28 protein-coding genes, 1 tRNA gene and 2 pseudogenes are annotated in these 26,887 nt (G+C 50.2%); 20 read left to right on the top strand and 11 right to left on the bottom strand.

Translation table 11 applies throughout. From position 1 onward, the window contains the following. Positions 1-78: 78 nt before the first annotated feature. A complete protein-coding gene (gene lpxC / locus AAG834_RS08375; RefSeq protein ID WP_049230484.1) occupies positions 79-993 on the bottom strand; it encodes a UDP-3-O-acyl-N-acetylglucosamine deacetylase in 915 nt (304 codons plus the stop codon). 569 nt (positions 994-1,562) lie between these two features. Here lpxC and gap point away from each other — a divergent pair. Then, positions 1,563-2,567, top strand: coding sequence for a type I glyceraldehyde-3-phosphate dehydrogenase (gene gap, locus AAG834_RS08370; protein WP_003755815.1), 1,005 nt, complete (start codon positions 1,563-1,565; stop codon positions 2,565-2,567). 457 nt (positions 2,568-3,024) lie between these two features. On the opposite strand, the gene AAG834_RS08365 is transcribed toward gap, so the two are convergent. The 3 genes from AAG834_RS08365 to tsaA all read right to left on the bottom strand — a co-directional run bounded on the left by AAG834_RS08365 (position 3,025) and on the right by tsaA (position 5,038). Further along, complete coding sequence (locus AAG834_RS08365; RefSeq protein ID WP_003755816.1) at positions 3,025-3,456, bottom strand: hypothetical protein; 432 nt, start codon at positions 3,454-3,456, stop codon at positions 3,025-3,027. 10 nt (positions 3,457-3,466) lie between these two features. Beyond that, the gene (locus AAG834_RS08360; protein ID WP_003755818.1) at positions 3,467-3,997 is read right to left on the bottom strand and encodes an outer membrane protein assembly factor BamE; all 531 of its coding nucleotides are present in this window, start codon (positions 3,995-3,997) and stop codon (positions 3,467-3,469) included. A gap of 366 nt (positions 3,998-4,363) precedes the next feature. Beyond that, positions 4,364-5,038 carry a tRNA (N6-threonylcarbamoyladenosine(37)-N6)-methyltransferase TrmO gene (tsaA, locus tag AAG834_RS08355; RefSeq protein WP_070514220.1) on the bottom strand — a complete coding sequence of 225 codons (675 nt, stop codon included), beginning with the start codon at positions 5,036-5,038 and terminating at the stop codon, positions 4,364-4,366. A gap of 114 nt (positions 5,039-5,152) precedes the next feature. On the opposite strand from tsaA, the gene AAG834_RS08350 reads away from it, so the two are divergent. The 5 genes from AAG834_RS08350 to AAG834_RS08330 all read left to right on the top strand — a co-directional run bounded on the left by AAG834_RS08350 (position 5,153) and on the right by AAG834_RS08330 (position 9,388). After that, positions 5,153-5,788: a nicotinamidase gene (locus AAG834_RS08350; protein WP_070514221.1), complete on the top strand. Its 636-nt coding sequence runs from the start codon at positions 5,153-5,155 to the stop codon at positions 5,786-5,788. Between the two features lie 36 nt (positions 5,789-5,824). Next, complete coding sequence (gene waaC / locus AAG834_RS08345; RefSeq protein WP_342031846.1) at positions 5,825-6,793, top strand: lipopolysaccharide heptosyltransferase I; 969 nt, start codon at positions 5,825-5,827, stop codon at positions 6,791-6,793. A 225-nt stretch (positions 6,794-7,018) separates the two neighbouring features. Beyond that, positions 7,019-7,768 carry an electron transfer flavoprotein subunit beta/FixA family protein gene (locus AAG834_RS08340; protein ID WP_070514223.1) on the top strand — a complete coding sequence of 250 codons (750 nt, stop codon included), beginning with the start codon at positions 7,019-7,021 and terminating at the stop codon, positions 7,766-7,768. 10 nt (positions 7,769-7,778) lie between these two features. Further along, a complete protein-coding gene (locus AAG834_RS08335; protein WP_070514224.1) occupies positions 7,779-8,714 on the top strand; it encodes an electron transfer flavoprotein subunit alpha/FixB family protein in 936 nt (311 codons plus the stop codon). A 62-nt stretch (positions 8,715-8,776) separates the two neighbouring features. Continuing rightward, positions 8,777-9,388, top strand: coding sequence for an IMPACT family protein (locus tag AAG834_RS08330; RefSeq protein ID WP_070514225.1), 612 nt, complete (start codon positions 8,777-8,779; stop codon positions 9,386-9,388). A gap of 51 nt (positions 9,389-9,439) precedes the next feature. On the opposite strand, the gene AAG834_RS08325 is transcribed toward AAG834_RS08330, so the two are convergent. Beyond that, complete coding sequence (locus tag AAG834_RS08325) at positions 9,440-9,760, bottom strand: DUF4298 domain-containing protein (protein WP_070514226.1); 321 nt, start codon at positions 9,758-9,760, stop codon at positions 9,440-9,442. A gap of 158 nt (positions 9,761-9,918) precedes the next feature. Here AAG834_RS08325 and purD point away from each other — a divergent pair, with 158 nt between their 5' ends. After that, a complete protein-coding gene (purD, locus tag AAG834_RS08320; RefSeq protein WP_070514227.1) occupies positions 9,919-11,190 on the top strand; it encodes a phosphoribosylamine--glycine ligase in 1,272 nt (423 codons plus the stop codon). 55 nt (positions 11,191-11,245) lie between these two features. Continuing rightward, positions 11,246-11,815 (top strand): L-threonylcarbamoyladenylate synthase, encoded by a 570-nt coding sequence (locus AAG834_RS08315; protein WP_070514236.1) that lies wholly within the window; start codon positions 11,246-11,248, stop codon positions 11,813-11,815. A 192-nt stretch (positions 11,816-12,007) separates the two neighbouring features. On the opposite strand, the gene AAG834_RS08310 is transcribed toward AAG834_RS08315, so the two are convergent. Then, the gene (locus tag AAG834_RS08310) at positions 12,008-12,454 is read right to left on the bottom strand and encodes a surface-adhesin E family protein (RefSeq protein ID WP_342031845.1); all 447 of its coding nucleotides are present in this window, start codon (positions 12,452-12,454) and stop codon (positions 12,008-12,010) included. 384 nt (positions 12,455-12,838) lie between these two features. Here AAG834_RS08310 and recQ point away from each other — a divergent pair, with 384 nt between their 5' ends. The 8 genes from recQ (at position 12,839) to AAG834_RS08270 (ending at position 19,843) form a co-directional block, all read left to right on the top strand. Further along, complete coding sequence (recQ, locus tag AAG834_RS08305) at positions 12,839-15,151, top strand: DNA helicase RecQ (RefSeq protein WP_342031844.1); 2,313 nt, start codon at positions 12,839-12,841, stop codon at positions 15,149-15,151. 177 nt (positions 15,152-15,328) lie between these two features. Further along, positions 15,329-15,784: an HvfX family Cu-binding RiPP maturation protein gene (locus AAG834_RS08300; protein ID WP_342031852.1), complete on the top strand. Its 456-nt coding sequence runs from the start codon at positions 15,329-15,331 to the stop codon at positions 15,782-15,784. Between the two features lie 81 nt (positions 15,785-15,865). Continuing rightward, positions 15,866-16,162: a hypothetical protein gene (locus AAG834_RS08295; protein WP_107813956.1), complete on the top strand. Its 297-nt coding sequence runs from the start codon at positions 15,866-15,868 to the stop codon at positions 16,160-16,162. Positions 16,163-16,269: 107 nt separating this feature from the next. Then, entirely contained in the window at positions 16,270-17,112 is an 843-nt protein-coding gene (locus AAG834_RS08290; protein WP_342031843.1) for an HvfB family MNIO-type RiPP peptide maturase, read from the top strand. After that, the gene (locus AAG834_RS08285; protein WP_342031842.1) at positions 17,102-17,788 is read left to right on the top strand and encodes an HvfC family RiPP maturation protein; all 687 of its coding nucleotides are present in this window, start codon (positions 17,102-17,104) and stop codon (positions 17,786-17,788) included. The genes AAG834_RS08290 and AAG834_RS08285 overlap by 11 nt, the downstream gene beginning before the upstream one ends. A 321-nt stretch (positions 17,789-18,109) precedes the next feature. Further along, positions 18,110-18,700 carry a sigma-70 family RNA polymerase sigma factor gene (locus AAG834_RS08280; protein WP_342031841.1) on the top strand — a complete coding sequence of 197 codons (591 nt, stop codon included), beginning with the start codon at positions 18,110-18,112 and terminating at the stop codon, positions 18,698-18,700. A gap of 18 nt (positions 18,701-18,718) precedes the next feature. Next, complete coding sequence (locus tag AAG834_RS08275) at positions 18,719-18,889, top strand: anti-sigma factor family protein (protein WP_003779645.1); 171 nt, start codon at positions 18,719-18,721, stop codon at positions 18,887-18,889. Positions 18,890-19,300: 411 nt separating this feature from the next. Further along, positions 19,301-19,843, top strand: a complete 543-nt coding sequence (locus AAG834_RS08270) for a c-type cytochrome (protein ID WP_342031840.1) — start codon at positions 19,301-19,303, stop codon at positions 19,841-19,843. Between the two features lie 213 nt (positions 19,844-20,056). Here AAG834_RS08270 and AAG834_RS08260 read toward each other — a convergent pair. Next, positions 20,057-20,132: transfer RNA gene (locus AAG834_RS08260), tRNA-Lys, on the bottom strand. A gap of 201 nt (positions 20,133-20,333) precedes the next feature. On the opposite strand from AAG834_RS08260, the gene AAG834_RS08255 reads away from it, so the two are divergent. The 4 genes and pseudogenes from AAG834_RS08255 to AAG834_RS08240 all read left to right on the top strand — a co-directional run. Next, positions 20,334-20,744, top strand: coding sequence for an Ag473 family lipoprotein (locus AAG834_RS08255; protein WP_003755882.1), 411 nt, complete (start codon positions 20,334-20,336; stop codon positions 20,742-20,744). A gap of 235 nt (positions 20,745-20,979) precedes the next feature. Then, a pseudogene (locus AAG834_RS08250) lies at positions 20,980-21,335 on the top strand (transposase); the annotation flags it as partial. Positions 21,336-21,416: 81 nt separating this feature from the next. Then, positions 21,417-22,382 (top strand): IS30 family transposase, encoded by a 966-nt coding sequence (locus tag AAG834_RS08245; RefSeq protein ID WP_342031839.1) that lies wholly within the window; start codon positions 21,417-21,419, stop codon positions 22,380-22,382. Between the two features lie 24 nt (positions 22,383-22,406). Then, positions 22,407-23,070: pseudogene (locus tag AAG834_RS08240) on the top strand (IS5 family transposase); the annotation flags it as partial. A gap of 212 nt (positions 23,071-23,282) precedes the next feature. On the opposite strand, the gene ptsP reads toward AAG834_RS08240, so the two are convergent. From ptsP to AAG834_RS08220, 4 genes are all read right to left on the bottom strand, one after another. Next, positions 23,283-25,070, bottom strand: coding sequence for a phosphoenolpyruvate--protein phosphotransferase (gene ptsP / locus AAG834_RS08235; RefSeq protein WP_342031838.1), 1,788 nt, complete (start codon positions 25,068-25,070; stop codon positions 23,283-23,285). Continuing rightward, positions 25,070-25,339, bottom strand: coding sequence for an HPr family phosphocarrier protein (locus AAG834_RS08230; protein ID WP_003767811.1), 270 nt, complete (start codon positions 25,337-25,339; stop codon positions 25,070-25,072). The genes ptsP and AAG834_RS08230 overlap by 1 nt, the downstream gene beginning before the upstream one ends. Before the next feature lie 47 nt (positions 25,340-25,386). Further along, the gene (locus tag AAG834_RS08225; protein WP_342031851.1) at positions 25,387-25,824 is read right to left on the bottom strand and encodes a PTS sugar transporter subunit IIA; all 438 of its coding nucleotides are present in this window, start codon (positions 25,822-25,824) and stop codon (positions 25,387-25,389) included. 132 nt (positions 25,825-25,956) lie between these two features. Then, positions 25,957-26,520 carry a hypoxanthine-guanine phosphoribosyltransferase gene (locus AAG834_RS08220; protein ID WP_003755895.1) on the bottom strand — a complete coding sequence of 188 codons (564 nt, stop codon included), beginning with the start codon at positions 26,518-26,520 and terminating at the stop codon, positions 25,957-25,959. Positions 26,521-26,887 lie beyond the last annotated feature (367 nt).

The raw sequence follows: 26,887 nt of genomic DNA, 5'->3' as shown, positions 1-26,887 counted from the left end.
AGATTTCAGACGACCTTTATTCAATAAAAAGGCTGTGGACGAACAATCATCCACAGCCTTTTTATACGCCGACTTATCTCAAGCCGCCGGCAGCTCGTGGAAGGCGGACGGCAAATCTTCGTCATCGGCGAATTCCACCCATTCGTAAGCGGTTTCGTCCGCTAAAACTGCGCGCAATAAAGCGTTGTTAATTGCGTGGCCGGATTTGTAGCCTTCGAATGCGCCGATAATCGGGTGTCCGACGATATATAAATCGCCGATGGCATCGAGGATTTTGTGGCGGACGAACTCGTCGGGATAACGCAAACCTTCCGGATTCAAAACGTCCATGTCGTCAATCACGATGGCGTTGTTCAAATTGCCGCCCAGCCCGAGATTGTGGGCGCGCATCATTTCCACTTCGTGCATAAAGCCGAAGGTGCGCGCGCGCGCGATTTCATCGATGTAGGATTTGCCCGCGAAATCGATTTCAAAAGTGGGCGAGCTGCGGTTGAAAACCGGATGGTCGAATTCGATGGTCAGCGTCACTTTAAAGCCGTCATACGGCGTAAAGCGCACCCATTTGCCTGCTTCCTTGACTTCGACAGGTTTGAGGATTTTCAAAAACCGCTTTTGCGCCTTTTGATCGACAACGCCCGCATCTTGCAAAAGATAAATAAACGGCAGGCTGGAGCCGTCCATAATCGGGATTTCGGGCGCGTTCAACTCAATCAGCGCATTGTCGATGCCGTAGGCGGACAGTGCGGACATGATGTGTTCAATCGTGCCGACGCGCACGCCTTTGTCAGTAACGATGGTGGACGACAGGCGCGTATCGTTGATGAGGTAGGGCGTAAGTTTGATGGTTTCGCCCATTTCGCCGTCCAAATCCGTACGGCGAAAAGAAATCCCGCTGTTTTCAGGCGCAGGATGCAGGGTCAGCGCGACCCGTTCGCCCGAATGCAATCCGACGCCGGTTACGCTGATGGATTTTGCCAAAGTTCGTTGCAGCATAAACCGCCTCCTTATTTAATAATTAGTTTGATTTTTGGATAATACGATAAAAAGGAAAAAATAATCCATTATTTTTAATAGTATTTGCTAATGTAGGCGTTTCAGAACCATAGATTTTTCAGACGACCTTTTGTACCGGTAAGATTATCGACAATATGCCGTGTAATCCGAGTGGAAAAATCCGATTTTATCCACAGAAAAATTCAAACGATTACAGATTATCCGACTTTGTTCTCACAAAAAACAGAACTTGAACGCAGCCTTTAAATGAATCCAACAAATTGATTATACAACCAGTAATAAGGTTATCCACAAAACGGGAAGGTACTCATCACCATCATCATTTTTTTAAATAATTACATATTAATTTTAAAAACAACCAAAATTTATCCCCAAATATGGGGACAAACCGTATCAATCTACATTTTCAGACGACCTATTTCACGGTTTTTTTATTTAAATCAAACATTTTAAAAGTAGCATCGTGTAATTCTAGGTAGTAGTTTTATTTCAGGCTACAATAGCCCTTATTGAAATTTATCCCTTTCCCTACTGACAGGAGTATCAAAATGAGCATCAAAGTAGCGATTAACGGTTTCGGCCGCATCGGCCGTCTGGCATTGCGTCAAATTGAAAAAGCCAAAGGCATCGAAGTCGTCGCCGTCAACGACCTGACCCCTGCCGATATGCTGCTGCACCTTTTCAAATACGACAGCACCCAAGGCCGATTCCAAGGTACTGCCGAATTGAAAGACGATGCCATCGTAGTGAATGGCAAAGAAATCAAAGTCTTCGCCAATCCGAATCCTGAAGAATTGCCTTGGGGCGAATTGGGCGTAGACGTCGTCCTCGAATGTACCGGCTTCTTTACCAGCAAAACCAAAGCCGAAGCCCACATCCGCGCCGGTGCGCGCAAAGTCGTTATTTCCGCGCCCGGCGGCAATGACGTGAAAACCGTCGTATATGGCGTGAACCAAGACATTTTGGACGGTAGCGAAACCGTCATCTCCGCCGCTTCCTGCACCACCAACTGCCTTGCCCCGATGGCGGCAGTCCTGCAAAAAGAGTTCGGCGTAGTCGAAGGTCTGATGACCACCATCCACGCCTACACCGGCGACCAAAATACCCTTGACGCACCGCACCGCAAAGGCGATTTGCGCCGCGCCCGCGCCGCCGCGCTCAACATCGTGCCCAACAGCACCGGCGCCGCCAAAGCCATCGGTTTGGTTATCCCCGAATTGAACGGCAAACTCGACGGCTCCGCCCAACGCGTCCCCGTCGCCACCGGCTCGCTGACCGAATTGGTTTCCATCCTCGAACGCCCCGTGACCAAAGAAGAAATCAACGCCGCAATGAAAGCCGCCGCCAACGAATCTTACGGCTACACCGAAGATCAAATCGTTTCTTCCGACGTCGTCGGCATCGAATACGGCTCGCTCTTCGACGCCACCCAAACCCGCGTGATGACCGTAGGCGACAAACAACTGGTGAAAACCGTCGCTTGGTACGATAACGAAATGTCCTACACCTGCCAACTCGTCCGTACTTTGGAATACTTCGCAGGCAAAATCTAAAAGATTTCGAATTGGATAAACCAGTCTGTGGATAAGTAAGAGAAAAGGTCGTCTGAAAATTTTTTCAGACGACCTTGTTTTTGCCTGCAATCTACTCCCTCTTCCGTCCGGCGGGAGAGGGCTGGGGAGAGGGTGGTTCTGTGGTTTGTACGAATTCAATTTGACCTAAACTCACAAAGCCACCCCCATCCTAACCTTCCCCCGCCGGACGAGGGAAGGGACAAATTGCCGTTGCAGCTACGAGTAGCGTGGGCTTTGCCCACGAAATAAAATGCAAGGACAACCACCCCATTCGAATGGTTAAACGGTAGGTTTCGTGGGCAAAGCCCACGCTACGGATTTGGTTTATCCTAAGTTCATTGAATAAGATTCGCTTTGATTAAATAAAAAGGTCGTCTGAAAACCATTTCAGATTTTCAGACGACCTTTCTGCATCCTTGTTATGCGGAGTAGTCCGTCAAATCACTTCTAAAACGAAGTAATTGCGCAGCTTGTCGTACACTTTGTCGGTTACGTTGATACAACCGTTGGTCATGATGCGGTCGGATACGACATCAGAGGCGATGCGTTTCATGCGGTGTTCGGAAGGTTTGAGCGTCCAAACACGGTGCAGGGCGAAGAGGAAGTCTTTTTCCTGCTTGAAGCCGATGACTTCGCCGCCGTAGCCGGGTTTGGAAGTCTTCATCAACTGCATGTCGAATTTGCCTTTTGGTGTGGTTTTACCGATGAGTACGGGGTGGCACTGACCATCGTCGGCAAAGCACAGCTCGGCTTTGGCGGTATTGACGATGACTTTTTTGCGTTGCATGTATTCTTTGGCGGCATCGGCTGCTGCAAAGCTGTTCAGCCCTGCCAGCAGCGATACGCCGAGGATGATTCTTTTAAACATGGTTTCCTAATTATCTGCGGATGCGGTGGGGTGTTTCAGGCGCAACCTCGCGGATGATGATTTGAGGTTCGGGCGCGGGTTGTGGGGCAACTTCTTGTACGGGCGGGCAGACGGCATCTTCCGGGAAGACGGCTTTCCAATGGAAGCTGCGGGCGTATTTGTGTTTGTCGAACAAGACTTTGTATTGGCAAGTGGTAATGCCTTCTACGTTGGAGCCGATATCGGGATTGGCGGGAACGCCGGGAGTGCGGAAGTGGAAGAGATAGTTCCATTCGCGCACGCCGAACATACCTTCATCGTAGTGCGGACGACCGAGGATTTTGTAGATGTCGTCTTTGCTCAGACCCGGTTTCATCTGTTCGAGTTCATCGGCGGTAGGGAATGTGCCTTGGTTTTTGTTGAAGGTTACGGAGTAGGGTTTGGGAAAGACGGGGTTGTCCGTCGTTCCGTCGGCTTTAACGTGGCTTTTGCCGGCGCAGGCGGACAGTACGGCTGCGGCAGCGAGGTAAAGGGCGGTTTTGGCGATGCGGGACGTTTTCATGGTTAATCCTTTTTTGTTGCGGCAATTTCAATCAGGCCGCCGTTGCATGGTCAAGATTCGATGTTATCCGTGCGCCGCCGTTTTCATTCTGTTGACATTTATTGTCACTTTGTAACAATTTCATACGGACATAAATGAAAGCAATAGTATATCGTCTTCAGGCAAGCGTGTGTTTGGCACGGGTAAAATCGCGTTACTGGTTGTTTCTTTTGATGTTTAATCAAATTTTGGGTGAAACGTAAATTTCTCGCTTGAATTTCATGCAAGTTTTATGCCAATTTTTTGAAGAGGTCGTCTGAAAACCATATTTCGCCGTGTAATTCGGTTTTCAGACGACCTTTTTGAATGGGAGCGGACACTAAAAATTTAAACAACGCTTATCCTGATAACCGTCGCACGATTTTCCTCAATTTGAAACCTGACTTCATAATCCTCTATATTCATGACGTAAATCCGTTCAGGAATATTTTGATAGGCGGGACGCGGGTCTTGGGCAATGCTTTGATTGATAAGGTTTTTGGTGCTTTCAGATAAATTTTCTGCGCCGATGTTTTCCAGCCATACGACTTCCAGCTCTTCGGGTTTGCCGCTGACGAAGCCGGATGAGGCGTCGGGTTTGGATTCGACAAAGGGGATGTAGGGCTTGATGTCGACAATCGGCGTGCCGTCGAGCAGGTCTGCGCCGCTGCAATAAAGGCGGACGGGTTTGCCGGTTTCGATGCGGTTGAGTTTTAAGAGTGATAGTCCGAGATGATTGGGGCGGTGAGGGCTGCGCGTGGCGAATACGCCCATTTTTTGTTTGCCGCCGAGCCGTGGCGGGCGCACCATTTGTGCCCAGCCTTCATCCAATACGCCGTGAAAGATGAAACTTATCCACACATAGTCGAAGTGTTCCAGTCCGCGTACACTGTCTGCGGTAAATTCGGGATTCAGCTCGATACAAACTTCTGCGGCGGGAACCAAACCGGGCTGGCGGGCGACGCCGAATTTCTGTTTGTAGGGCGAGCGGGCGGTGGCGATGGGGGCGATGGTGTAAGTCATGAGGATTGTGGACAAGTTTTTCGGAAAAACGTTATCTTATCACAGCCGGTTTTACCGCTTTTGGGCAGTAATTTGTTATAATACAGGGCATTTTAATCGCGTTGAAATGATGAGATGATTGTTTCCATTGATGTTGATGCACAAAAAACTTTTACGCCTTTGTGTCCTGACGAGCTGCCTGTGAACGAGGGGCATTTGATTGTCGAAGAATTGAATGCCCAAGCCGCTTTGGCGGATTTGCGCGTGATGACGAAAGATGCGCATCATGCGGCAGCGAAATGGCTTGTGGATAACCCTGTTGATATGTTGAAGCCGACAGGTTTGCCCGATGCGGATTTGACTTGGGTGGCTCATGCGATGGTCGGTACGCGCGGCTATGAATTGTTGGACGGGCTGCCTTCTGCTAAAGAATACGATTATTGCGTTTGGAAAGGCGTCGATCCTGAATTGCATCCTTACGGCGCGTGTTTTCACGATATCGAGGAAAAACTGAGCACAGGGTTGATTGAATGGCTGCGTTGTCAAAATACGGATACGGTCATTGTCGGCGGCTTGGCTACGGATTATTGTGTGAAAACAACGGTTTTGCAGTTACTCAAAGGCGGCAATTGGCAGGTTATCGTCAATGAAGCGGCTTGTCGCGGTATTGCGCCGGACACCATTGAAACGGCATGGCAGGAAATGCGTTCTGCCGGTGCAATCATCTTTAAAAACGCCGACGAAATTAAAAAATATATTAATAATCAATAATTTATAATTGTTTCACGTGAAACCCCCTTACTGAATATGAAAATTTTGCTTGTCCGCTTGTCCAGTATGGGCGATTTAATTCACACTTTGCCCGCAATTGAAGATTTAGCGCGACAATGCCCTGATGTGGAACTCCATTGGTTGTGTGAAGCCGGATTTGCGGATATTGCGCGCCTGCATCCGTTTGTGAAAAAAATCCATGTGATGAAATGGCGGCAATGGCGCAAACATTTTTTTCAAGCAGAAACTTGGCGGGAAATAGGTCGTCTGAAACAGGCTTTGCGGCAGGAAGCATTTGATTTTGTATTGGACAGTCAAGGTCTGATTAAAAGCGCTTGTTTCGCCAAAATGGCAAAATCCCCTATTTATGGTTTGGATAAAAACAGCGCGCGCGAGGGACTGGCTGCGCTGGCGTATGCGAAAACATACGCTGTACCGAAAGGGAAAAATGCTGTTTGGCGCAATCGTGAGCTGTTCGCCCAAGTATTTGGGTATGCAATGCCGGAAACGCAGGTATTCGGCTTGACCGTTCCCGAAGCAGGTCGTCTGAAAAATTTAGAGCAGCCGTATTATGCGGCTTTGCACGCGACCAGCCGAGACAGTAAGTTATGGCCTATGGAAAACTGGCGAGCATTGCTGCAAAAGCTGAATGAAGAGCAACAATGCAACGTTTATCTGCCATGGGGAAATGAAGCTGAAAAAGCGCGTGCCGAACAGATTGCAGATGGGCTGCCGTTTGCCATCGTGTGCGACAAAATGAATTTATTGCAGGCAGCGTATCTGCTTAAACACGCGGTCGGAATTGTCGGCGTGGATACCGGTTTGCTGCATTTGGCAAATGCCTTGGAAAAACCTGTGGTCGGCATTTATACCGATACCGATCCGATTAAAACAGGCGTTCAGGTTTCGGCTGTTGCAAAAAATTTGGGCAATATCGGGCAGATTCCGACCGCAGATTTGGTTTATCAAACGCTGATGGATTGTGTTGCAGCAGACAAAGGCTAAAGGGTCGTCTGAAACTGATATAGCGCCTGATATTTTTCAGTTTGTTAAGCATAAGAATGTATATCTACCAGCCTGAGTAAATGCTTTAAAAATGGTATAATCGGCAAGCATTATCTGAAAGATTTCTGAATGAATTCGTTTTTAAGAAAAACGGATTTGATTTTATAGAGAAGAAGGTTTGGCTTCGCTGAATAGTGAAAGCAACGTTCTTTTTAGGAGAATTCAATGAAAGCACTGGTCGCAGTAAAGCGCGTAGTGGACTACAACGTCAAAGTTCGTGTAAAAGCCGATGGTTCGGATGTGGATATCGGCAATGTCAAAATGTCGATGAACCCGTTTGATGAAATCGCTGTGGAAGAAGCCGTCCGTTTGAAAGAGGCCGGAAAAGTAAGCGAAATCGTAGCGGTTTCTTTGGGCGAGAAAAAATGCGAAGAAACGTTGCGTACAGCTTTGGCGATGGGTGCCGACCGTGCCATTCATGTTGAAACCGATGCGAAATTGGAGCCGCTGGCCGTTGCCAAGCTGCTGAAGGCCGTTGCGGACAAAGAGAATCCGCAAATTTTCTTTTTGGGCAAACAAGCGATCGATGATGATGCCAACCAAGTGGCGCAAATGCTGGCAGCTTTGCTGAATGCGGCGCAAGGTACGTTTGCCTCCAAAGTACAAATTGAAGGCGACGAAGTACAGATTGTGCGCGAAATCGATGGCGGTGAAGAAACCATAGCATTGAAATTGCCCGCTGTGATCAGTGCGGATTTGCGTTTGAACGAGCCGCGCTTTGTCAAACTCCCCAATATTATGGCGGCAAAGAAAAAACCTTTGGAAAAACTGGCGCCTGCCGATTTGGTTGCCGACATTTCACCTCGTCTGAAAACAGTAAAATTCGCAGAGCCTAAAGCGCGTCAGGCAGGCGTAAAAGTAGCAAGTGTTCCCGAATTGATTGAAAAATTGAAAAACGAAGCCAAAGTGATTTGAGGAGACTGAAATGAGCGTATTGATTATTGCTGAACACGACAACAAACAGTTGAATCCTGCCACTTTGCATGCTGTTACTGCTGCCGCCAAACTGGGCAAAGTCGATTTATTGGTTGCCGGAAGCAGTGCATCGGCCGTAGTGGAGTCCGCGAAGCAAGTAGCCGGGGTGGAAAAAGTTTTGGTTGCAGATGCTGCCCATTATGCTGAAGGTTTGGCTGAAGAACTGGCTCCGCTGGTTGTCAAATTGGCGGCGGATTACCGCTATGTTGCAGCAACGGCAACCACATTCGGTAAAAACCTTCTGCCCCGCGTAGCCTCCTTATTGGACGTACCACAAATTTCTGATTTGACCGAGATTGTGGATAACACGACTTTTGTGCGCCCCATTTATGCGGGTAATGCATTTGAAACCGTGCAAGCCGATTCAGAAAAATTGGTGCTGACCTTCCGTGCGACGGCTTTTGATGCAGCAGCAGCGCAGGGTGGTCATGCTGAAACAATCAATGTTGAAGCAACCCCTGCTCAAAATCTGAGCCGTTTTGTGAACCGCCAGCTTTCTCATTCCGATCGTCCTGAGTTGACTCAGGCAAAAGTCATTGTTTCCGGTGGTCGTGCGCTGGGTAGTGCGGAAAAATTCAATGAAGTGCTGACACCGCTGGCAGATGTTTTAGGTGCGGCAATCGGTGCATCCCGTGCGGCAGTTGATGCCGAATATGCGCCAAATGACGTGCAAGTCGGACAAACTGGTAAAGTGGTTGCGCCGCAGCTCTATTTTGCAATCGGTATTTCAGGTGCGATTCAACACGTTGCCGGTATGCAAGACAGCAAGGTGATTGTTGCAATCAATAAAGATGCTGATGCGCCGATTTTCAATGTAGCCGATTACGGATTGGTTGGCGATTTATTTGAAATCGTTCCACAATTAACAGAAGTATTGAAAAATTGATGTTTCACGTGAAACTTTCAGACGACCTTGTTATTAATGAGGTCGTCTGAAAACTTTTCAGCATGATTACGACTTATAAGACCATTACTTCCCCGACGCAGGCTGAGTTTAAAGATAAAGGCAGCCGTTTTATTGCATTTGCCTATCCGATTCGGACATTAGCTGATGTGAAAAAATACCTCGATCCGTTAAAGGAAGAGCACCATAAAGCGCGACACTGGTGCTATGCCTATCGTTTGGGTGTGGATGGCATGCAATTTCGTGCCAACGATGATGGAGAGCCGTCAGGAAGCGCTGGGCGACCAATTTTGGGACAGATTGATTCGGTGGGTGTAACCGATGTTTTGATCGTGGTCGTGCGCTATTTCGGCGGTACTTTATTGGGTGTTCCCGGTCTGATACATGCGTATAAAGAGGCAACGGCTCAAGCGTTGGCAGTTGCGGAAGTAGTTGAAAAGAATATTGAAAAAACCGTTTGGCTGAGATGTGAATATCCGTTTTTGAATGAAGCGATACGCATCGCTAAACAACATCAGGCGGATATATTGGAGCAGGATTTACAGTTGGATTGCCGATTGACGGTAAGTTTGTCGTTAGCAAATTATGAGGCCTGTGTTGCGGCTTGGAAGAATACACGGCAGATTGAAGTAAACACAGAAAAGCCTTTTGAATGAAAGGTCGTCTGAAATGCTTTGTGATGGTATTTCAGACGACCTCTTTGCTCATTAATCTTCTTCTTGTGTATATCTGTTCAAGGCATCGACGCTGGAGCGCAAATATAACCAAGCCAGTTGATGGAATTCGCCCAGCGCGTTCCATAGCGCGTCTTCACTCATAATGCTGTATTCGCCTTCCGTACGCAAATCCAGTTCTGCTCCGTCTTCAATAGCCTGATGACACGCCTGATATTCGTGGGTATAGAAATTATCCATATCGCGAATCAAAGCGACGGCATGTTTCCAGCGTTTTAGGTCTTCTTCCAATTGCGGTAGCAAATGACACCATTCGCGGTATTTGCTTTGGATTTCATCAATACGTTTTTGCATGGTTGCTTGTCCTTTTTTAATTTTGTGGATAAGTTGAATAGGTTTCAGAGTGGAATGAAGTGGTCTATTGTTTGATTCCACCAAAATTTCTTCGAATGGGACAATAGTCCCCTTGTGTCGAGTTTTCGTTAAAAGTACATATTTGTCAAGGAGATGGCATGAAACTGCTGGTTATCGGTAATGGCGGTCGCGAACACGCGCTGGCTTGGAAATTGGCGCAGTCGCCCAAAGTGGAAACAGTATTTGTTGCGCCCGGTAATGCCGGTACGGCGATTGAACCCAAGTTGCAAAACATCGCCTTGACTGCGCATCAGGATTTGATCGAATTCTGCCGCAAAGAAAATATTGCTTTTACCGTCGTCGGCCCTGAAGCGCCTTTGGCGGCGGGTATTGTGGATGATTTCCGTGCCGCAGGGCTGAAAATATTTGGTCCGACACAATATGCGGCGCAGTTGGAAAGTTCTAAAGATTTCGCCAAAGCATTTATGGCGAAATACAATATTCCGACCGCGCAATACCAAACCTTTGAAAACGCCGATGCTGCACACGATTACGTCAATCAGAAAGGTGCGCCTATCGTCATCAAAGCCGATGGTTTGGCGGCAGGTAAAGGCGTGATTGTGGCGATGACTTTAGATGAAGCGCATGCCGCGATTGACGATATGCTGCTGGGCAACAAAATGGGCAATGCCGGCGCGCGCGTTGTGATTGAAGATTTCCTGCAAGGCGAAGAAGCGAGCTTTATCGTCATGGTTGATGGCAATCATGTGTTGCCTATGGCGACCAGCCAAGACCACAAGCGTCTTTTAGACGACGATAAAGGCCCGAATACGGGCGGTATGGGCGCGTACAGTCCCGCGCCTGTGGTAACGCCCGCCGTGTACGAGCGCGCGATGAACGAGATTATTTTGCCGACCATAGCGGGAATGAAAGCGGAAGGGTATGAGTTCACCGGCTTCCTGTACGCAGGTTTGATGATTGATCAAAGCGGCGCACCCTATACGATTGAGTTTAACTGCCGTTTCGGCGATCCCGAAACCCAGCCGATTATGAGTCGTCTGAACAGCGACTTGTCGGATTTGGTCGAAGCGGCAATAGACGGCAAACTCGATAGCATAACAGCGGAATGGAACCCGCAAACTGCCGTAGGTGTAGTGCTGGCGGCGCAAAATTACCCCGAAACGCCCAAAAAAGGTGAGGTTATTTCCGGTCTGGATGCAGCCAACCAAATCGGCAAAGTTTTCCATGCAGGCACAACGGCAAACGAGAAAGGCGATGTATTGACCAACGGCGGTCGCGTATTGTGTGTCGTAGGATTGGGTGACGATGTAGCTCAAGCCAAAGCCAAGGCGTATAGCGCATTGGAAAAAATCAGCTTCGACGGTATGCAATACCGTAAAGACATTGCCGACAAAGCTATCAACCGTTAATCAAAGAAACAGGTCGTCTGAAAACATGATTGTGTTTCAGACGACCTTCCCTGTCATGTCATTCCCCAGAATCCTTTCAGCTTCGACGCTTCGCAAGCTGCAATCCCATCTTAAAAAAGGCGGCTTGGTCGCCTATCCTACCGAGTCCTGCTATGGCATAGGCTGTATCCCGACCTTGCCTAAAGCACTTAACCGACTGATTCATCTGAAAAAAAGACCGCAACATAAAGGCATGATTGTCATTGGCAACCAATTGGAGCAATTACAGCCCCTGCTCAAAAGGTCGTCTGAAAACATTCAAACTATGCTCAGAAACGAATGGCCTGCGCCCAAAACCTTTCTGCTTCCTGCTGCTGCTGACGTTTTGCCCGCATTACGCGGAAAAAGGCGCAGCAAACTGGCGGTCAGGGTTCCTGCCCATGTAGGTGCGCGCCGCTTGTGTCAGGCTTTGAAAACACCTTTGGTTTCGACTTCGTGCAACCGCGCAGGCAAACGCGCGTGTAGGACGGAGCGGGAAGTAAGAAGGCAGTTTGGAAGAGATGTATGGGTAGTCGACGGTTTAATCGGCAAACAAAAGTTGCCGAGTCAGATTATTGATGGGGAAACAGGTGTTCGTTTGCGTTAGAAATCGGATGGATGAGATGAGCAGAAATTATGGTTTGAACCGATAAACCGCGACTTCAATAAAATGTGGATAATCCTGAATATAACTTTCCCGAAAAAAATCAAAAAGGTCGTCTGAATCCCCATATTCATGGTTTTCAGACGACCTTTTGATTTAACTATCTTGTGGATAAGTATGTAGATAAGTTGAGTATTAGAGCTTGCTGTCGCATACGGCTTCGAATTGTTTTTCGGTAATTGTGCCGTTCATTACGCTCATCGGGCGGATATTCGTCGCCGTGTAGCTGTGTTTGGAAATTTCTTTGCCGTGTTCGTCGAGGAGCTGCAAAGCGGTCAGGCGGTAGGTTTTGTTGGTGCAGTGGATTTCCCAGTCGCCGATGGCGGTTTTGTAGGCAGGCGTGTTGACGAAGCGTTCTTCTTTCATCTTTGACACGGTTTTTCTATCGCGGAAAGTAACCAAAGTACCGTTTTTCTTGATGCTGTTTTTATCAATCGCCACTTTGATATTGCCGTCGGAAATCGTGCCGATGTTGTCCCAGTTGCCGCTGACGCCGCCGCTTGTGGTCGTAGTCGTTTGACAGGCGCTCAGGAGTAGGGTTGCCGATAAAGTCGAAATAAAGGAAAAGTGTTTGATGTTCATAAGTTTTGGTTGCTTAGGATAAATTATTAGACTGCCGTATTATGCGCGAAGACGGCGGGGCAGTAAATCGGCTTTGCAAAGTCTTAAAACCGCCAAAAAATGAAAAGGTCGTCTGAAAACAGGTTTTCTAGCCGATTGACTTGAAACCGGTATGCCGCCGCTTTGCCTGAGATTAAAGAGAACGGTAACGCATTGAGTGAATCAGTTTCCCATATCCGTATTGTCAGCAGTTCCGCCATCTTGTCTCAATCAAAAATCAATCCACGATACCCAACCAAGCATAATCCGTTTTCAGACGACCCCATGTGGATAACTCAAATATCCCCCATGCAGGCAGTGTCTAAAACCGCTAAAATAACGCTTTTCCCTCCCTATGGAACCATCATGTCCCAGCCTTCCGCCCAACAGATTTTGCACGAAGTATTCGGCTATCCCGAATTTCGCGGCAAGCAGGAGGCTGTCGTCAATACATTGGCAGGCGGCGGAAGCCTGATGGTATTGATGCCGACGGGCGGGGGCAAGTCGTTGTGTTACCAAATTCCCGCGCTGATGCGCGAAGGCGTCGCCATCGTCGTTTCGCCACTGATTGCCCTGATGAACGACCAAGTGGCGAGCCTGCACGCTGCAGGCATAGAGGCGGCAGCGGTCAACAGCAGCACGACGGTGGAAGAAGCCCGCGAAGTGGCGGACAAACTCGCCCAAGGTCGTCTGAAACTGCTCTACGTCGCACCGGAGCGGCTTGTTACCGACCGTTTTCTACGTTTTCTCGACCAGCAAACCATCAGCCTTTTCGCCATAGATGAAGCACATTGCGTCAGCCAATGGGGGCACGATTTCCGTCCTGAATACCAGCAATTAGGGCTGCTTGCCGAACGCTATCCGCAAGTGCCGCGCATTGCCCTGACTGCGACCGCCGATGCGGCGACCCGCGCCGACATCAAACATTTCCTCCATCTCGAAGACGCGCCCGAATTCATCTCCAGCTTTGACCGCCCGAATATCTATTATCAGGTCATCGAAAAAAACAACGGTAAAAAGCAGCTTCTCGACTTCATCCGCAAAGAAATGGAAGGGCAAAGCGGCATCGTCTATTGCCTCAGCCGCAAAAAAGTCGAAGACATCGCCCAATTCCTCTGCGAAAACGGATTGGAGGCGATTCCTTACCATGCCGGCTTGAGCATGGAAGTGCGCGAAGCAAACCAACGCCGTTTTACCCGCGAAGACAACATTATCGTCGTCGCCACCGTTGCCTTCGGTATGGGCATAGACAAACCGGACGTACGCTTCGTCGCCCATCTCGATATGCCCCAAAGCGTCGAACATTTCTACCAAGAATCCGGCCGCGCCGGGCGGGACGGGCTGCCTGCCGTGAGTTGGCTGTGTTACGGGTTGAACGACTGGGTATTACTACGCGAACGCATCGCCGAAGGCAACAGCGACGAAGTGCAGAAAAAAATCGAAATGCAGAAGCTCGATGCCATGCTTTCCGTCTGCGAAACCGCCGCCTGCCGCCGCGTCCTCCTGCTCAAGCATTTCGGCGAAGAATCCGCCCCCTGCGGACATTGCGACAACTGCCTGCATCCGCCCGTGCGCTTCGACGGCACCGTCCTCGTACAAAAGCTCCTCAGTTGCGTATATCGCGCCGGACAACGCTTTGCCGCCGGCTATATCACCAACCTTCTGCGCGGTAAAAGCGACGACTGGATACGGCGCAACGGCCATGACAAACTCTCCACCTTCGGCATTGGCAACGGGCAAACCGACAAAGAATGGCGCAGCGTCATCCGCCAGTGCATCAGCCTCGGCTACCTTACCGTCAACACCGCACAATATCAGGCATTGCAACTGACCGAAGCCGCAAAAAAAGTCCTCAAAGGCGAAACCGAAGTCATGTTACGCCCGCTGCGCCGCGAAAAATCCGCCACTCAAAAGCCCAAAGACAACTGGCTGCGTACCGAACGCGAAGAACGCCTGTGGCAGGCATTGCGGCATTGGCGGCAGCAGCGCGCCCATGCCGAAGAAGTCCCCGCCTACGTCGTATGCGGCGACAAAACCCTGCGCGACATCGTCGAAAAAATGCCGCAAACGCTTGAAGATTTGCACCAAATCTACGGTTTAGGCGAGGCAAAAATCAACAAATTCGGCATCGATATCCTCAATGTCTGCAAGAACGCAGCCGAAAACCAAAGCGGACAAGCGGGCAACGAAGAACCCCTATTTACCCCCCAAACCGAGTGCGAACAGCAATTACAGCAAAAGCTGGAAACTTGGCGTGCCGAGCAGGCAGCCACCGAACAATGCACCTTGGGCAAAGTCCTTTCCAACATCAGCCTGACCGACCTTGTTGTCTTCACGCCAGCCGAAGAAGCCGACCTGCTCGGTATTTACGGCATAGGCAGCGAAAGAATTGCCCAATACGGGCAGACAATACTCGACATCTGCCGCCCTTACGCAAACGGGCTTTCCGAGTCGAAACAGGCAGAACGCCAGATCGCCCGCCGCCTCTTCCAATGGTGTCTCAACACTGTCCGATATGAAGGCGGAGAGATGCACGCCGTCGCCAGAAAACAGACTTTACGCGCCATCGCCAAAGCCCGGCCGCAAACTTTGACGGAGCTTTCCAAAATTGATGACGTGAGCGAAGAATGGTTGGACAAATACGGTGAAGAAATCGTAGAAATCTGCACGCAAGATTGACCGTTAAAAAGACACAGAAAAAGGTCGTCTGAAACCTTGAAACTTGTTTTCAGACGACCTTTAGAATATTAATATCGTTATAAAACAATAACAAACAAAATTTTTTCAATTGACTTGTAAGCATTTTCAAGCTGTCGCGTCTAATCGGGCATGAAATGATTTTATGAAATGGTTATGATGAAAATGAATACGACAGCCCCGTGGCAATCGGCTTTAGGTTTATTGACTTTGCGCCTGTTTGCCGCTTACGAATTTTGGGAATCGGGCATGCAGAAATGGAACGGCGAAAACTGGTTTGCCGAAATCAACGACCAATTCCCCTTTCCGTTCTATCTGCTGCCCGACAGCGTAAATTGGAACTTGGCGATGTGGGCGGAGCTGGTTTTTCCGGTTTTGCTGCTTTTAGGATTGGCGACCCGCCTGTCTGCCTTGGGATTAATCATTGTAACGGGGGTGGCATGGGCGGTAGTCCATGCCGGTGCGGGTTATAATGTCTGCGACAACGGCTATAAAATGGCTTTGATTTATATCGTGGTTTTAATCCCGATTCTGCTGCAAGGCGCGGGCTGTTTATCGCTGGATGCGCTGTTGAAAAAACGTTTTTGCCCGAAATGCCGCGTCGGAAATCAATGAAAAAGGTCGGGGAGCGGACTTTAAACGCGCCAACTCAAATTCTTAATCTGTTTAACTTGATACTTTAAAAAGGAAATCAATATGAAAAAAAATGTAGCCGCTGCCCTTGCAGGTGCTTTGTCTTTGTCTTTGGCCGCCGGCGTTGTTGCCGCTGACAAACCGGTAAGCAGCAAAGCAGGCGTTCAGAAATCTGCTCAAGGCTCTTGCGGTGCGGCTAAAGCTGCTGAAGGTTCATGCGGCGGCGCTGCTTCTAAAGCAGGCGAAGGCAAATGCGCTTCAACCGTAAAAAAAGCCCCCGCTAAAAACGCCAAAGCAGCAAAAGCCAAAGCTAAAGCAGTTGAAGGCAAATGCGGCGAAGGCAAATGCGGTTCCCTGTAATTTGAAACAAAAAGCCGCATTTTATTGATAAATGCGGCTTTTTATCTGATTTTAACAGCAATTTCCTATCAAAACCGTCGGAACACCATCCAAAACGGAGCAACATCATGATTCAACACGCAGGCTTAGGCTACCGCCGCGACTTGGCGGAAGACTTCCTCTCGCTTTCAGACGACAGTCCGATACGCTTTATCGAAGCCGCACCCGAAAACTGGCTGAAAATGGGCGGTAGGGCGCGCAAACAGTTTGACCGCGTAGCGGAACGGCTGCCGCTGGCGTTGCACGGATTATCCATGTCGCTGGGCGGACAAGCCCCGCTGGATACTGCCTTGATAGACGGCATCAAAGAAATGATGCGCTGCTACGATTGCATGTTTTTCTCCGACCATTTGAGCTACTGCCATGACGGCGGTCATCTCTACGACCTGTTGCCGCTTCCCTTCACCGAAGAGATGGTGCGGCATACCGCGCGGCGTATCCGCGAAGTGCAAGACCGGTTGGGCTGCCGCATCGCCGTGGAAAACACCTCCTACTACCTGCATTCCCCGCTTGCCGAGATGAACGAAGTCGAGTTCCTCAACGCCGTTGCACGCGAGGCCGACTGCGGCATTCATCTCGATGTGAACAATATCTACGTCAACGCCGTCAATCACGGTCTGTTGTCGCCCGAAACCTTCTTAGAAAACGTTGACGCAGGGCGCGTGTGCTACATCCACATCGCCGGACACGATGTTGAAACGCCCGAATTGTTGATTGATACCCACGGCGCAGCAGTTTTGCCGACCGTTTGGGACTTGCTCGAACTTGCCTACACCAAGCTGCCGACCATCCCACCCACCCTGTTGGAACGCGATTTCAATTTCCCGCCTTTTGCCGAACTTGAAGCCGAAGTCGCCAAAATCGCCGATTATCAAACGCGCGCCGGAAAGGAATACCGCCGTGCAGCCTGAAACCTCCGCCCAATATCAACAACGCTTTGCCCAATCCATACGCGAGGGCGAAGCCGCCGACGGACTGCCGCAAGAGCGCCTGAACGTCTATATCCGCCTGATACGCAACAATATCCACAGTTTCATCGACCGCTGTTATACCGAAACGCCGCAATATCTCGACAGCGAAGAATGGGGTCGTCTGAAAGAAGGTTTCGTCCGCGACGTGCGCGCCCAAACCCCCTATTTCCAAGAAATCGCCGGGGAATTCCTTCAATACTGCCAGAGCCTACCCCTTTCAGACGACCTCTTGGCACTGATGGACTTCGAACACACCCAACTGCTTGCCGAAGTCGCCCAAATCGACAGCCAAGCCTCGCCTGCCGATTCAGACGATTTGGCATACACCCTTTCTCCCGCCGCCTTCGTGCGCCGTTATCCGTATGACGTTACCGACGAATTGCAGGAGGCGGAAACCGCCGTTTTGGTGTGGCGAGACAGCGAAGACGACGTGATGTACCAAACCCTCGACGATTTCGACGCATTATTGCTGGAAACGCTGGCAGACACGCCGACCTCCCTGAACGGACTGCAAGCCATGCTGGCAGAGTTCATGTCGTCTGAAAGCGGCTGGCAGGACGCATTAAGGCAAAAATGGACGGATTGGCTGGAACAAGGCATTTTGGTTGCTGCATAGTCGAGGTCGTCTGAAATGGTCGAATTGACGTAGAGAGCAGGAAATTTCTATAAAGGCACTATCGTACCCCCTTCCCGAAGGAAACGGCACAGAGACAGGCAGAAATCGAAATGTCGGCGGCCTTTACTGTTTTCAGACGACCTTTTTTATATTGGGGGTAAAGACCCGCTAAAAGGCTTGGCAGGTCGTCTGAAAACGTGTAACCGGTTACTGAGGAACAAAAAAGCTACGTCAATCATTTATGTATTTGATGACACACATGCTCAGTATCAGCGTAGAATTAGAAATTCACAGCCATAATTCATTCAATGCTGATACATTATGTCCCTACCCGAATTGACCGACGCCGAGCTTGCCGAATCCCGCAAGCTGCTCCTGCGTTTCGCCCGCATCCAATTGCCCGACCGCCCTGATTTGGCGGAAGACCTTGTGCAGGAAACCATGCTTTCCGCCTACCGCGCTGCCGAAGGTTTCAAAGGAGATGCACAAGTGGGCAGCTGGTTGTTTGCCATTCTGAAAAACAAAATTACCGACTGCCTGCGCCAGATCAAACGGCAGCGCGAAGTATTCGCCACGCCTGCGGAAGAAATGTTGGACGAAATCTTTGAAGAACGGTTTGCATCAGACGGGCATTGGACGGCGGACGGCCATCCGCAAACTTGGGCCTCGCCCGAAAAAACGTTGGACAACAAAGAGTTTCGTGAAATCCTGCAAACCTGCCTCTACCAAATGCCCGAAAACACCGCCCGCGTGTTTACCATGAAAGAAATCCTCGGCTTCTCGTCCGACGAAATCCGCGAACAATGCGGCATCAGTATGTCCAACTACCACACCATCATGCACCGCGCCCGCGAAACCCTACGCCAATGCCTGCAAATCAAATGGTTCGGCAATGCAGGACATGCCGGTTAAGCCCGTTAGGAAAACACGATGAACAAATGCCGCAAAACCGCCTACCTGCTCTCCAAAAAACAGGACGAAACCCGCCTGACCGTTCCCGAGCGCGTTTTTCTGGGCAGCCACCTGCTGATATGCCCCCATTGCCGCGAATATAAAAAACAGCTCGACCTTATTCAGAAAGCCATGAAAAAGATGTTTTGAGGCTGGCGGATAAGGTTAAGAAGGTCGTCTGAAACCTGATGTAGGGTTTCAGACGACCTTTTTTGATGAAAAAAGAAAATAGGGATTGATTTGAGCATGAGTTGGGATGAAATGGCGCGCCCATAAAAAAGCCGGCTTTTTAAGCCAGGATTTTGAAATTGGGCAGGATTTGGGCGGATTTAAAGGCATGGCAAACAAGGTTCAAACCGTCCAATAAGCCGGAGGCTATATAGGAATGATTGCGTGGGTGTCAACATTTTCTGCCTTTTTTCAGAACAAAACATGACTTATGCCAATATTTGTTACTACAACCCACTACATCGGCGGGAACATGAAAATGATGTGTGTTAGAATTTTTCCAGCTGTTTTATAAAACAGTACCTTAACTAAAAAATTTAAGAAGGATAGAACATGAACAAATTACTAATTGCTGCGATGATGATGGCCGCTTTGTCGGCTTGTTCCCAAGAAGCCAAACAGGAAACTAAGGAAGCGGCTTCTGCCGTAGCTTCCGAGGTTAAAGACGCTGCGGCTTCTGCTACCGATGCTGCTGCATCTTCTGCTCAAGCAGCGGCAAGCAAAGTAGAAGATACTGCTGCCAAAGCCGCATCAGAAGTAAAAGAAGCTCCTGCCTCTGAAGCCAAACCGGCAGAAAAAACAGAAGCTGCGCCTGCCGACGAGAAAAAAGATGCCTCGTCCGCCAAAGTGGACGGCAAAGCCGTTTTCGAAGCCAACTGTAAAATGTGCCACGGCGGTACCATCCCGGGCGCTCCAGTCGTCGGTAAAAATGACGATTGGGCTCCGCGCATCAAACAAGGCAAAGAAACCCTGCACAAACACGCACTCGAAGGCTTCAAAAGCATGCCGGCAAAAGGCGGCAATACCAACCTGAGCGACGACGAAGTCAAAGCGGCGGCTGACTATATGGCAAACCAATCCGGCGCCAAATTCTAAGCCGTACAAATCAAAACGCACCTTATTACAAGGTGCGTTTTTTCATGGTATAGTGGATTAACTTTAAACCAGTACGGCGTTGCCTCGCCTTGTCGTACTATCTGTACTGTCTGCGGCTTCGTCGCCTTGTCCTGATTTAAAGTTAATCCACTATAGAACTATGGGTTGGAAGGCAATAAAAAAGCTGAGTTTTTCAACTCAGCTTTTTAAATTTGGTGGGTCGTGAGCGATTCGAACGCTCGACCAACGGATTAAAAGTCCGCTGCTCTACCGACTGAGCTAACGACCCGATAAGCTGTGAATTTTATAGGAACAGATGAGCAGTGTCAATGTTTTTCTGTATTTTTTCGGAACAAAATAGAACTTAAAGCACTGTTTATCGTCATATAGAAGAGATTATTAACATGATATGTGTTACAATTTTTCGGGCTGTTTATATAAAACAGCATTTTAACCAAAATCTTAACCAAAAATTCAAGAAGGATAGGACATGAAAAAATTACTGATTGCCGCAATGATGGCGGCTGCTTTGGCGGCTTGTTCCCAAGAGACCAAGCAAGAAACTAAGGAAGCGGCACAAGCCGTTGCGTCCGATGTTAAAAATACCGCAGCTTCTGCCGCTGATTCTGCTGCCTCTGCCGCTCAAGAAGCGAAAGATAAAGTCAAAGACGCTGCGGCTGATGCAAAAGAAACTGCCGATAAAGCCATGACTGAAACTAAAGAAGCTGCCGACAAAGCAGCTACCGATGTAAAAGAAGCGGCAGATAAAGCCGTTACCGAAACTAAAGAAGCGGCCGGTAAAGCCAAAGAAGCGGCTACCGATGCAGCCAAAGATTCTTTGAACAAAGCTGCTGATGCGACTCAAGAAGCTGCGGACAAAATGAAAGACGCTGCTAAATAATTTGTCGTGTTGACATAAAAAGGTCGTCTGAAAACCGAAGTTGGTTTTCAGACGACCTTTTGGTTTATATAGTGGATTAACTTTAAACCAGTACGGCGTTGCCTCGCCTTAGCTCAAAGAGAACGATTCTCTAAGGTGCTGAAGCACCAAGTGAATCGGTTCCGTACTATCTGAGACCTTTGCAAAATTCCCCAAAATCCCCTAAATTCCCACAAAGACATTTAGGGGATTTCTCATGAGCACCTTCTTCCAGCAAACCGCCCAAGCCATGATCGCCAAACACATCGACCGCTTCCCATTATTGAAGTTGGATCAGGTGATTGATTGGCAACCGATCGAGCAGTACCTGAATCGCCAAAGAACCCGTTACCTCCGAGATCACCGCGGCCGTCCCGCCTATCCCCTATTGTCCATGTTCAAAGCCGTCCTGTTCGGACAATGGCACAGCCTCTCCGATCCCGAACTCGAACACAGCCTCATCACCCGCATCGATTTCAACCTGTTTTGCCGTTTTGACGAACTGAGCATCCCGATTACAGCGCCTTATGCCGCTACCGCAACTGGCTGGCGCAAGACGACACCCTGGCGGATTCGCATTTGAAGTGCAACTTTCCATAACAGAAAAAGGTCAGTATGCGGTAGCATACGGCCTTTCCTGCAAGAAAGATTGCCATGAGCTACACACAACTGACCCAAGACGAACGATACCACATCCAATACCTGTCCCGCTACTGCACCATCGCCGAAATCGCCAAACAGCTTAACCGCCACAAAAGCACCATCAGCCGCGAAATTAAACGGCACCGTGCCCAAGGGCAGCAATACAGCGCCGAAAAAGCCCAGCGGCAAAGCCGGACTATCAAACAGCGTAAGCGAAAGCCCTATAAGCTCGATTCTCAGCTGATTCAGCACATCGACACCCTTATCCGCCGCAAACTCAGTCCCGAACAAGTATGCGCCTACCTGCGCAAACACCACCAAATTACGCTCCACCACAGCACCATTTACCGCTACCTTCGCCAAGACAAAAGTAACGGCGGCACCTTGTGGCAACATCTCAGAATATGCAGCAAACCCTACCGCAAACGCTATGGCAGCACATGGATCAGAGGCAAAGTGCCCAACCGTGTCGGCATAGAAAACCGACCCGCCATCGTCGACCAAAAAGCCCGCATCGGCGATTGGGAGGCCGACACCATCGTTGGCAAAGGACAGAAAAGCGCATTACTGACCTTGCTCGAACGCGTTACCCGCTACACCATCATCTGCAAATTGGATAACCTCAAAGCCGAAGACACTGCCCAGGCAGCCATTAGGGTATTAAGGGCACATAAAGCCAGAGTGCACACCATCACCATGGATAACGGCAAAGAGTTCTACCAACACACCAAAATAGCCAAAGCATTGAAGGCGAAAACCTATTTTTGCCGTCCTTACCATTCTTGGGAGAAAGGGCTGAATGAGAACACCAACGGACTTATCCGACAATATTTCCCCAAACAAACCGATTTCCGAAACATCAGCGATCGGGAGATACGCAGGGTTCAAGATGAGTTGAACCACCGGCCAAGAAAAACACTTGGCTACGAAACGCCAAGTGTTTTACTCTTGAATCTGTTCAAACCACTGATACACTAGTGTTGCACTTGAAATCCGAATCCAAGCCTGTCTGAATTGCTGGAACTGATTAACCGCCAACTGACCGAAAAAAACCTAAAAATAGAGAAAGCATCCGCCGCCGTCATTGACGCCACCATTATTCAAACTGCCGGCAGCAAACAGCGTCAGGCTATAGAAGTCGATGAAGAAGGACAAGTCAGCGGCCAAACCACACCGAGTAAGGACAGCGATGCCCGCTGGACAAAGAAAAACGGCTTATACAGACTCGGTTACAAACAACATACCCGTACCGATGAGGAAGGCTATATCGAGAAACTGCACATCACCCCAGCCAATACCCATGAGTGCAACCACCTGTCGCCTTTGTTGGAGGGCATTGCCGAAGGTATGACCGTCTATGCCGACAAAGGCTACGACAGCGAGGAAAACTGGCAACATCTGAAAGAACATCAGTTGCTGGACGGCATTATGCGCAAAGCCCACCGCAACCGTCCGCTGACGGAAGTGCAAACCAAACGCAACCGATATTTGTCGAAGACCCGTTATGTGGTCGAACAAAGCTTCGGTACGCTGCACCGTAAATTCCGCTACGCCCGGGCAGCCCTATTTTGGTCTGTGTAAAGTGAGTGTCCAAAGCCATCTGAAGGCGATGTGTTTGAACCTGTTGAAAGCGGCTAACAGGCTAAGTGTGCCTGTTGCTGCCTAAAAGGTGGCCCGGATGCCTGATTATCGGGTATCCGGGGAGGATTAAGGGGGCATTGGGTAGAATTAGTGGATATTTGAAACGAAAACAGCCGAAAATCTTTGTTTAGGTTTCGGCTGATGGGGGAAAAGGAATTTTGCAAAGGTCTCTATCTGTACTGTCTGCGGCTTCGTCGCCTTGTCCTGATTTAAATTTAATCCACTATAGAACCCTGTTTACGCATGAGCTATCGGGCTGTCTTCTTCCGGCCGCTCTTCTTCGTGTTCCGCGCTGTTGAGCAATTTCAGCAGCTTTTCGGTTTTTTCCGAATCTTCGCTGCGTAGGATTTTGGCGGTTTCGGTTTCGAGCAGGGCGGTGTTGCTGTGCAGGATGATGTTTTTGACGGGCAGCAGGTTGTTGGGGTTCATGGAGAAACGGCGCAGCCCCATGCCCAGCAGCATCCGCGTGTAGGCGGTGTCGCCTGCCATTTCGCCGCATATGGAGACGCTTTTTTCCATACGGTTGGCGGTGCGGATGATGTGTTGCAGCATTTTGAGGACGGCGGGGTGGCCGGGCTGGTAGAGGTGGCTGACGCTGTCGTCGCCGCGGTCAACCGACAAGATGTATTGAATCAGGTCGTTGGTGCCGATAGAGATGAAATCGACGAGTTTGAGGATGCTGCCGACGGTCAGGGCGGCAGACGGGATTTCAATCATGCAGCCGACGCTGACCGTGCCGAAGGTTTCGCCGCGTTCGGCGAGCTGGCGTTGGGCGGTGTCGAGGTGGATAAGGCATTGGCGCACTTCGGACAAGGAGGTAATCATCGGCCACATCATGCGCACGGGCCCGTGGGCGGCGGCGCGGAGGATGGCGCGCATTTGGGTGCGGAACATGACGGGTTCGGCGAGGCACAGGCGGATGCCGGTGAGACCGAGCGCGGGGTTGAGGCTGCCGTTGGGGGTGGAATTTTGACCGAACCAGCGGGGATTTTTGTCCACGCCCAAATCGACGGTGCGGATGGTGATGCTTTTGCCTTTCATTTTTTTCACAATCGCGCTGTACACTTCGTACTGCTCGTCTTCAGACGGCATGGTGTCGCGGTTGAGATAGAGGAATTCGCTGCGGAAGAGTCCGACGCCGTCTGCGCCGAAGTTGTGCAGGGCTTTGATGTCTTCGGCGGATTCGATGTTGGCGAGCAACTCGATGTTGATGCCGTCGGCGGTGGTGGCGGCGGTTTTTTTGAGTTTGTTGAGTTCGCGCTTGTGGAGGCGGTATTCGCGGGCGAGGCGGCGGTATTCGTTGAGGACGACTTCGTCCGGATCGATGATGAGGACGCCGTTGATGCCGTCGACGATGACGGTTTCGTTTTCGGTAATGAGCCTGCGGGCGTTGTGCAGCCCGATGACGGAAGGGATGTCGAGGCTGCGGCCGAGTATAGCGGTGTGGCTGGTCGGGCCACCGACGTCGGTAACGAAGGCGGTGATGCGCTGCTCTTTAAAGAGGACGGTGTCGGCGGGCGAGAGGTCGTGGGCAATCAGGATGGTGTCTTCAAACAAACCTTCGGTCAAGTTCAAGTCGTTGCTTTGCCCGACAAGATTGTTGTGGATGCGGCGGACGACTTGCAACATATCTTGTTTGCGTTCGCGCAGGTAGTCGTCTTCGATGCTGTCGAACTGGGCGGCGAGCTTGTCGCTTTGCTGTTTCAACGCCCATTCGGCGTTGATTTTCTGTTCTTTTAAAATATCGACGGGTTCGCGCGAGAGGGTTACGTCGGTCAGGAGCATGAGGTGTAGCGAAATAAACGCGCCCAATTCGGTCGGAGCGTTTTCGGGAATCGCGCTGCGCAACTGTTCCAATTCTTTGCGCGTGGCTTTGATGGCAGCATCGAAACGAGCGGTTTCGGCGTCGATGAGGTCGTCTGAAACATCGTATTGCGGCACTTCCGCCGTGCCGCGCGTAATCAGGTGGGCTTGTCCGATGGCGATGCCTTTGCCCGCCGCCACGCCGTGCAGCACGATACTCATTATTCGCCCTCGCCGAAGTAGTCGTTGATTAAGTCGGTCAATGCCTTCATGGCTGCGGCTTCGTCCAAGCCGTCGGTTTCCAGCTCGATGATTGTGCCTTTGGCGGCGGCGAGCATCATTAAGCCCATGATGCTTTTGCCGTTAACGCGGCTTCCGTTTTTCGTTACCCAGACTTCGCTTTGAAACTGAGACGCGGTTTGGGTGAATTTGCTGGAAGCGCGGGCGTGGAGTCCGAGTTTGTTGATGATTTCGATTTGTTGTTTTTGCATATTCAGCTTTCGGGTGTGCGGGGTCGTCTGAAAACGTGTCGGTCGGCTTAGACGGCTTCGGCGTGCTGTTTGCACACCAAATCTTCCGGTTCGGCGGTGATGGCGAAAATGCCTTTGATGGCGGCTTCCCTGACCGTTTCAGTAAAGGCGGCGAGGTCTTCCGCCATGGGCGAGTATTGGGTCGCTTTAATCATCATCGGCGCGTTCAGTCCGGTCAGAATGGCGGATTTGCCCGCGCGCACCAGCCTGCGGGCAGCGTTGCACGGCGTTGCGCCGAAGATGTCGGTCATAATCAATACGCCATGGTTTTCAGGAAACTCTTGCAACGCGGCGATAGCATTGTTGATGATGTCGGTTTGGTCTTCGTCAGGCTCCACGCCGAGGATGCGGATGTTTTCCGGCATTCCCATGGGGAAGAAATGATGGGTCAGGCTGCGGTAGGCTTCGCCTACTGCCTCGTGGGTAATGATTAAAAGGTTGATCATGATGTGTTCCCTGATGATTTTATTCGGCCGGTGTGTGGGCGAAAGTATCGTCCATTTACCCGCCACATAGCGCGATATGGTGGCACAAAGGTCGTCTGAAAAGGTTTTCAGACGACCTTTTTTCATTCCGCATCAGCCTTGGTTGAGCGCGTAAATCTCGCCCAAATTGCGCCAGCAGCCCGCCGCGTCCATACCGTAGCCGAAGACGTAGCGGTTGGGAACATCCAGTCCGACATAATCCGCCTTGGTCGGTTTTTCCTTGTCGATCAACTTGTTGGCAAACACAGCCGCACGGCAGCTCGCCGCCCCCATTTCCAAGAGCTTGGACTGAATCGCCGACATCGTGTGCCCTTCGTCCAAAATATCGTCCAACACAACCACATGGCGGCCGCGAATCTGCTCCGGATCGGGCATACGTTTCCAGTTGAACGCACCGCCCGCCAGCTTGTCGCCGTAACGGGAAACATGCACATAATCAAAGTCCAACGGAAAGCGCAACAGCGGCAGCAACTGCCCTGTAAACACCACCGCCCCGCCCATTACAGGCAGCAGGAGCGGATATTTGTCCCCCAAGTCGCGCGTAATCTCGTCCGCCACTTTTTGCAGCGCGGCACGGCATTGGTCTTGGTCGAACAAAAGCTCGGCATTATCAAGCATGGCTTGGGTTTCAAGGCGTTTGGTTTCTAAATCGATCATGGTAAACAGGGAAAATCAGTTGGGAAAAAAGAAATTATAAACCCAAATCGCGCTGAGGTCGTCTGAAATCCCATGTACGCCTTGCCCTGTTTTACCGTTTTGTGAACTTGGAAAACCATTTTCGCAGCCAAAGCCCGCGTGGCGAGCGTTGGCGGAATGCGCTGAAGCGGTTTAGTTGCAGTAGGTCGGATTCTCGAATCCGACGGCTTTTGAGATGGCAGGTTTTTGTCGGATACAAGTATCCGACCTTGTATATCGGAACTCCCGTATCATAGCAACAAACCGCCCGGCCGCCGCCCGCATCCGACCAAGGCAAACAACCGTTGCGTAGCTCAGGGAGCAGCCGGGCAACCCATCGACACAACCG

The organism is Neisseria sp. Marseille-Q2251 (assembly GCF_940793045.1).
Taxonomy (GTDB): domain Bacteria; phylum Pseudomonadota; class Gammaproteobacteria; order Burkholderiales; family Neisseriaceae; genus Neisseria.
Note: the sequence above shows the minus strand (reverse complement) of the source record. Positions and strands in the feature narration are given on the sequence as shown.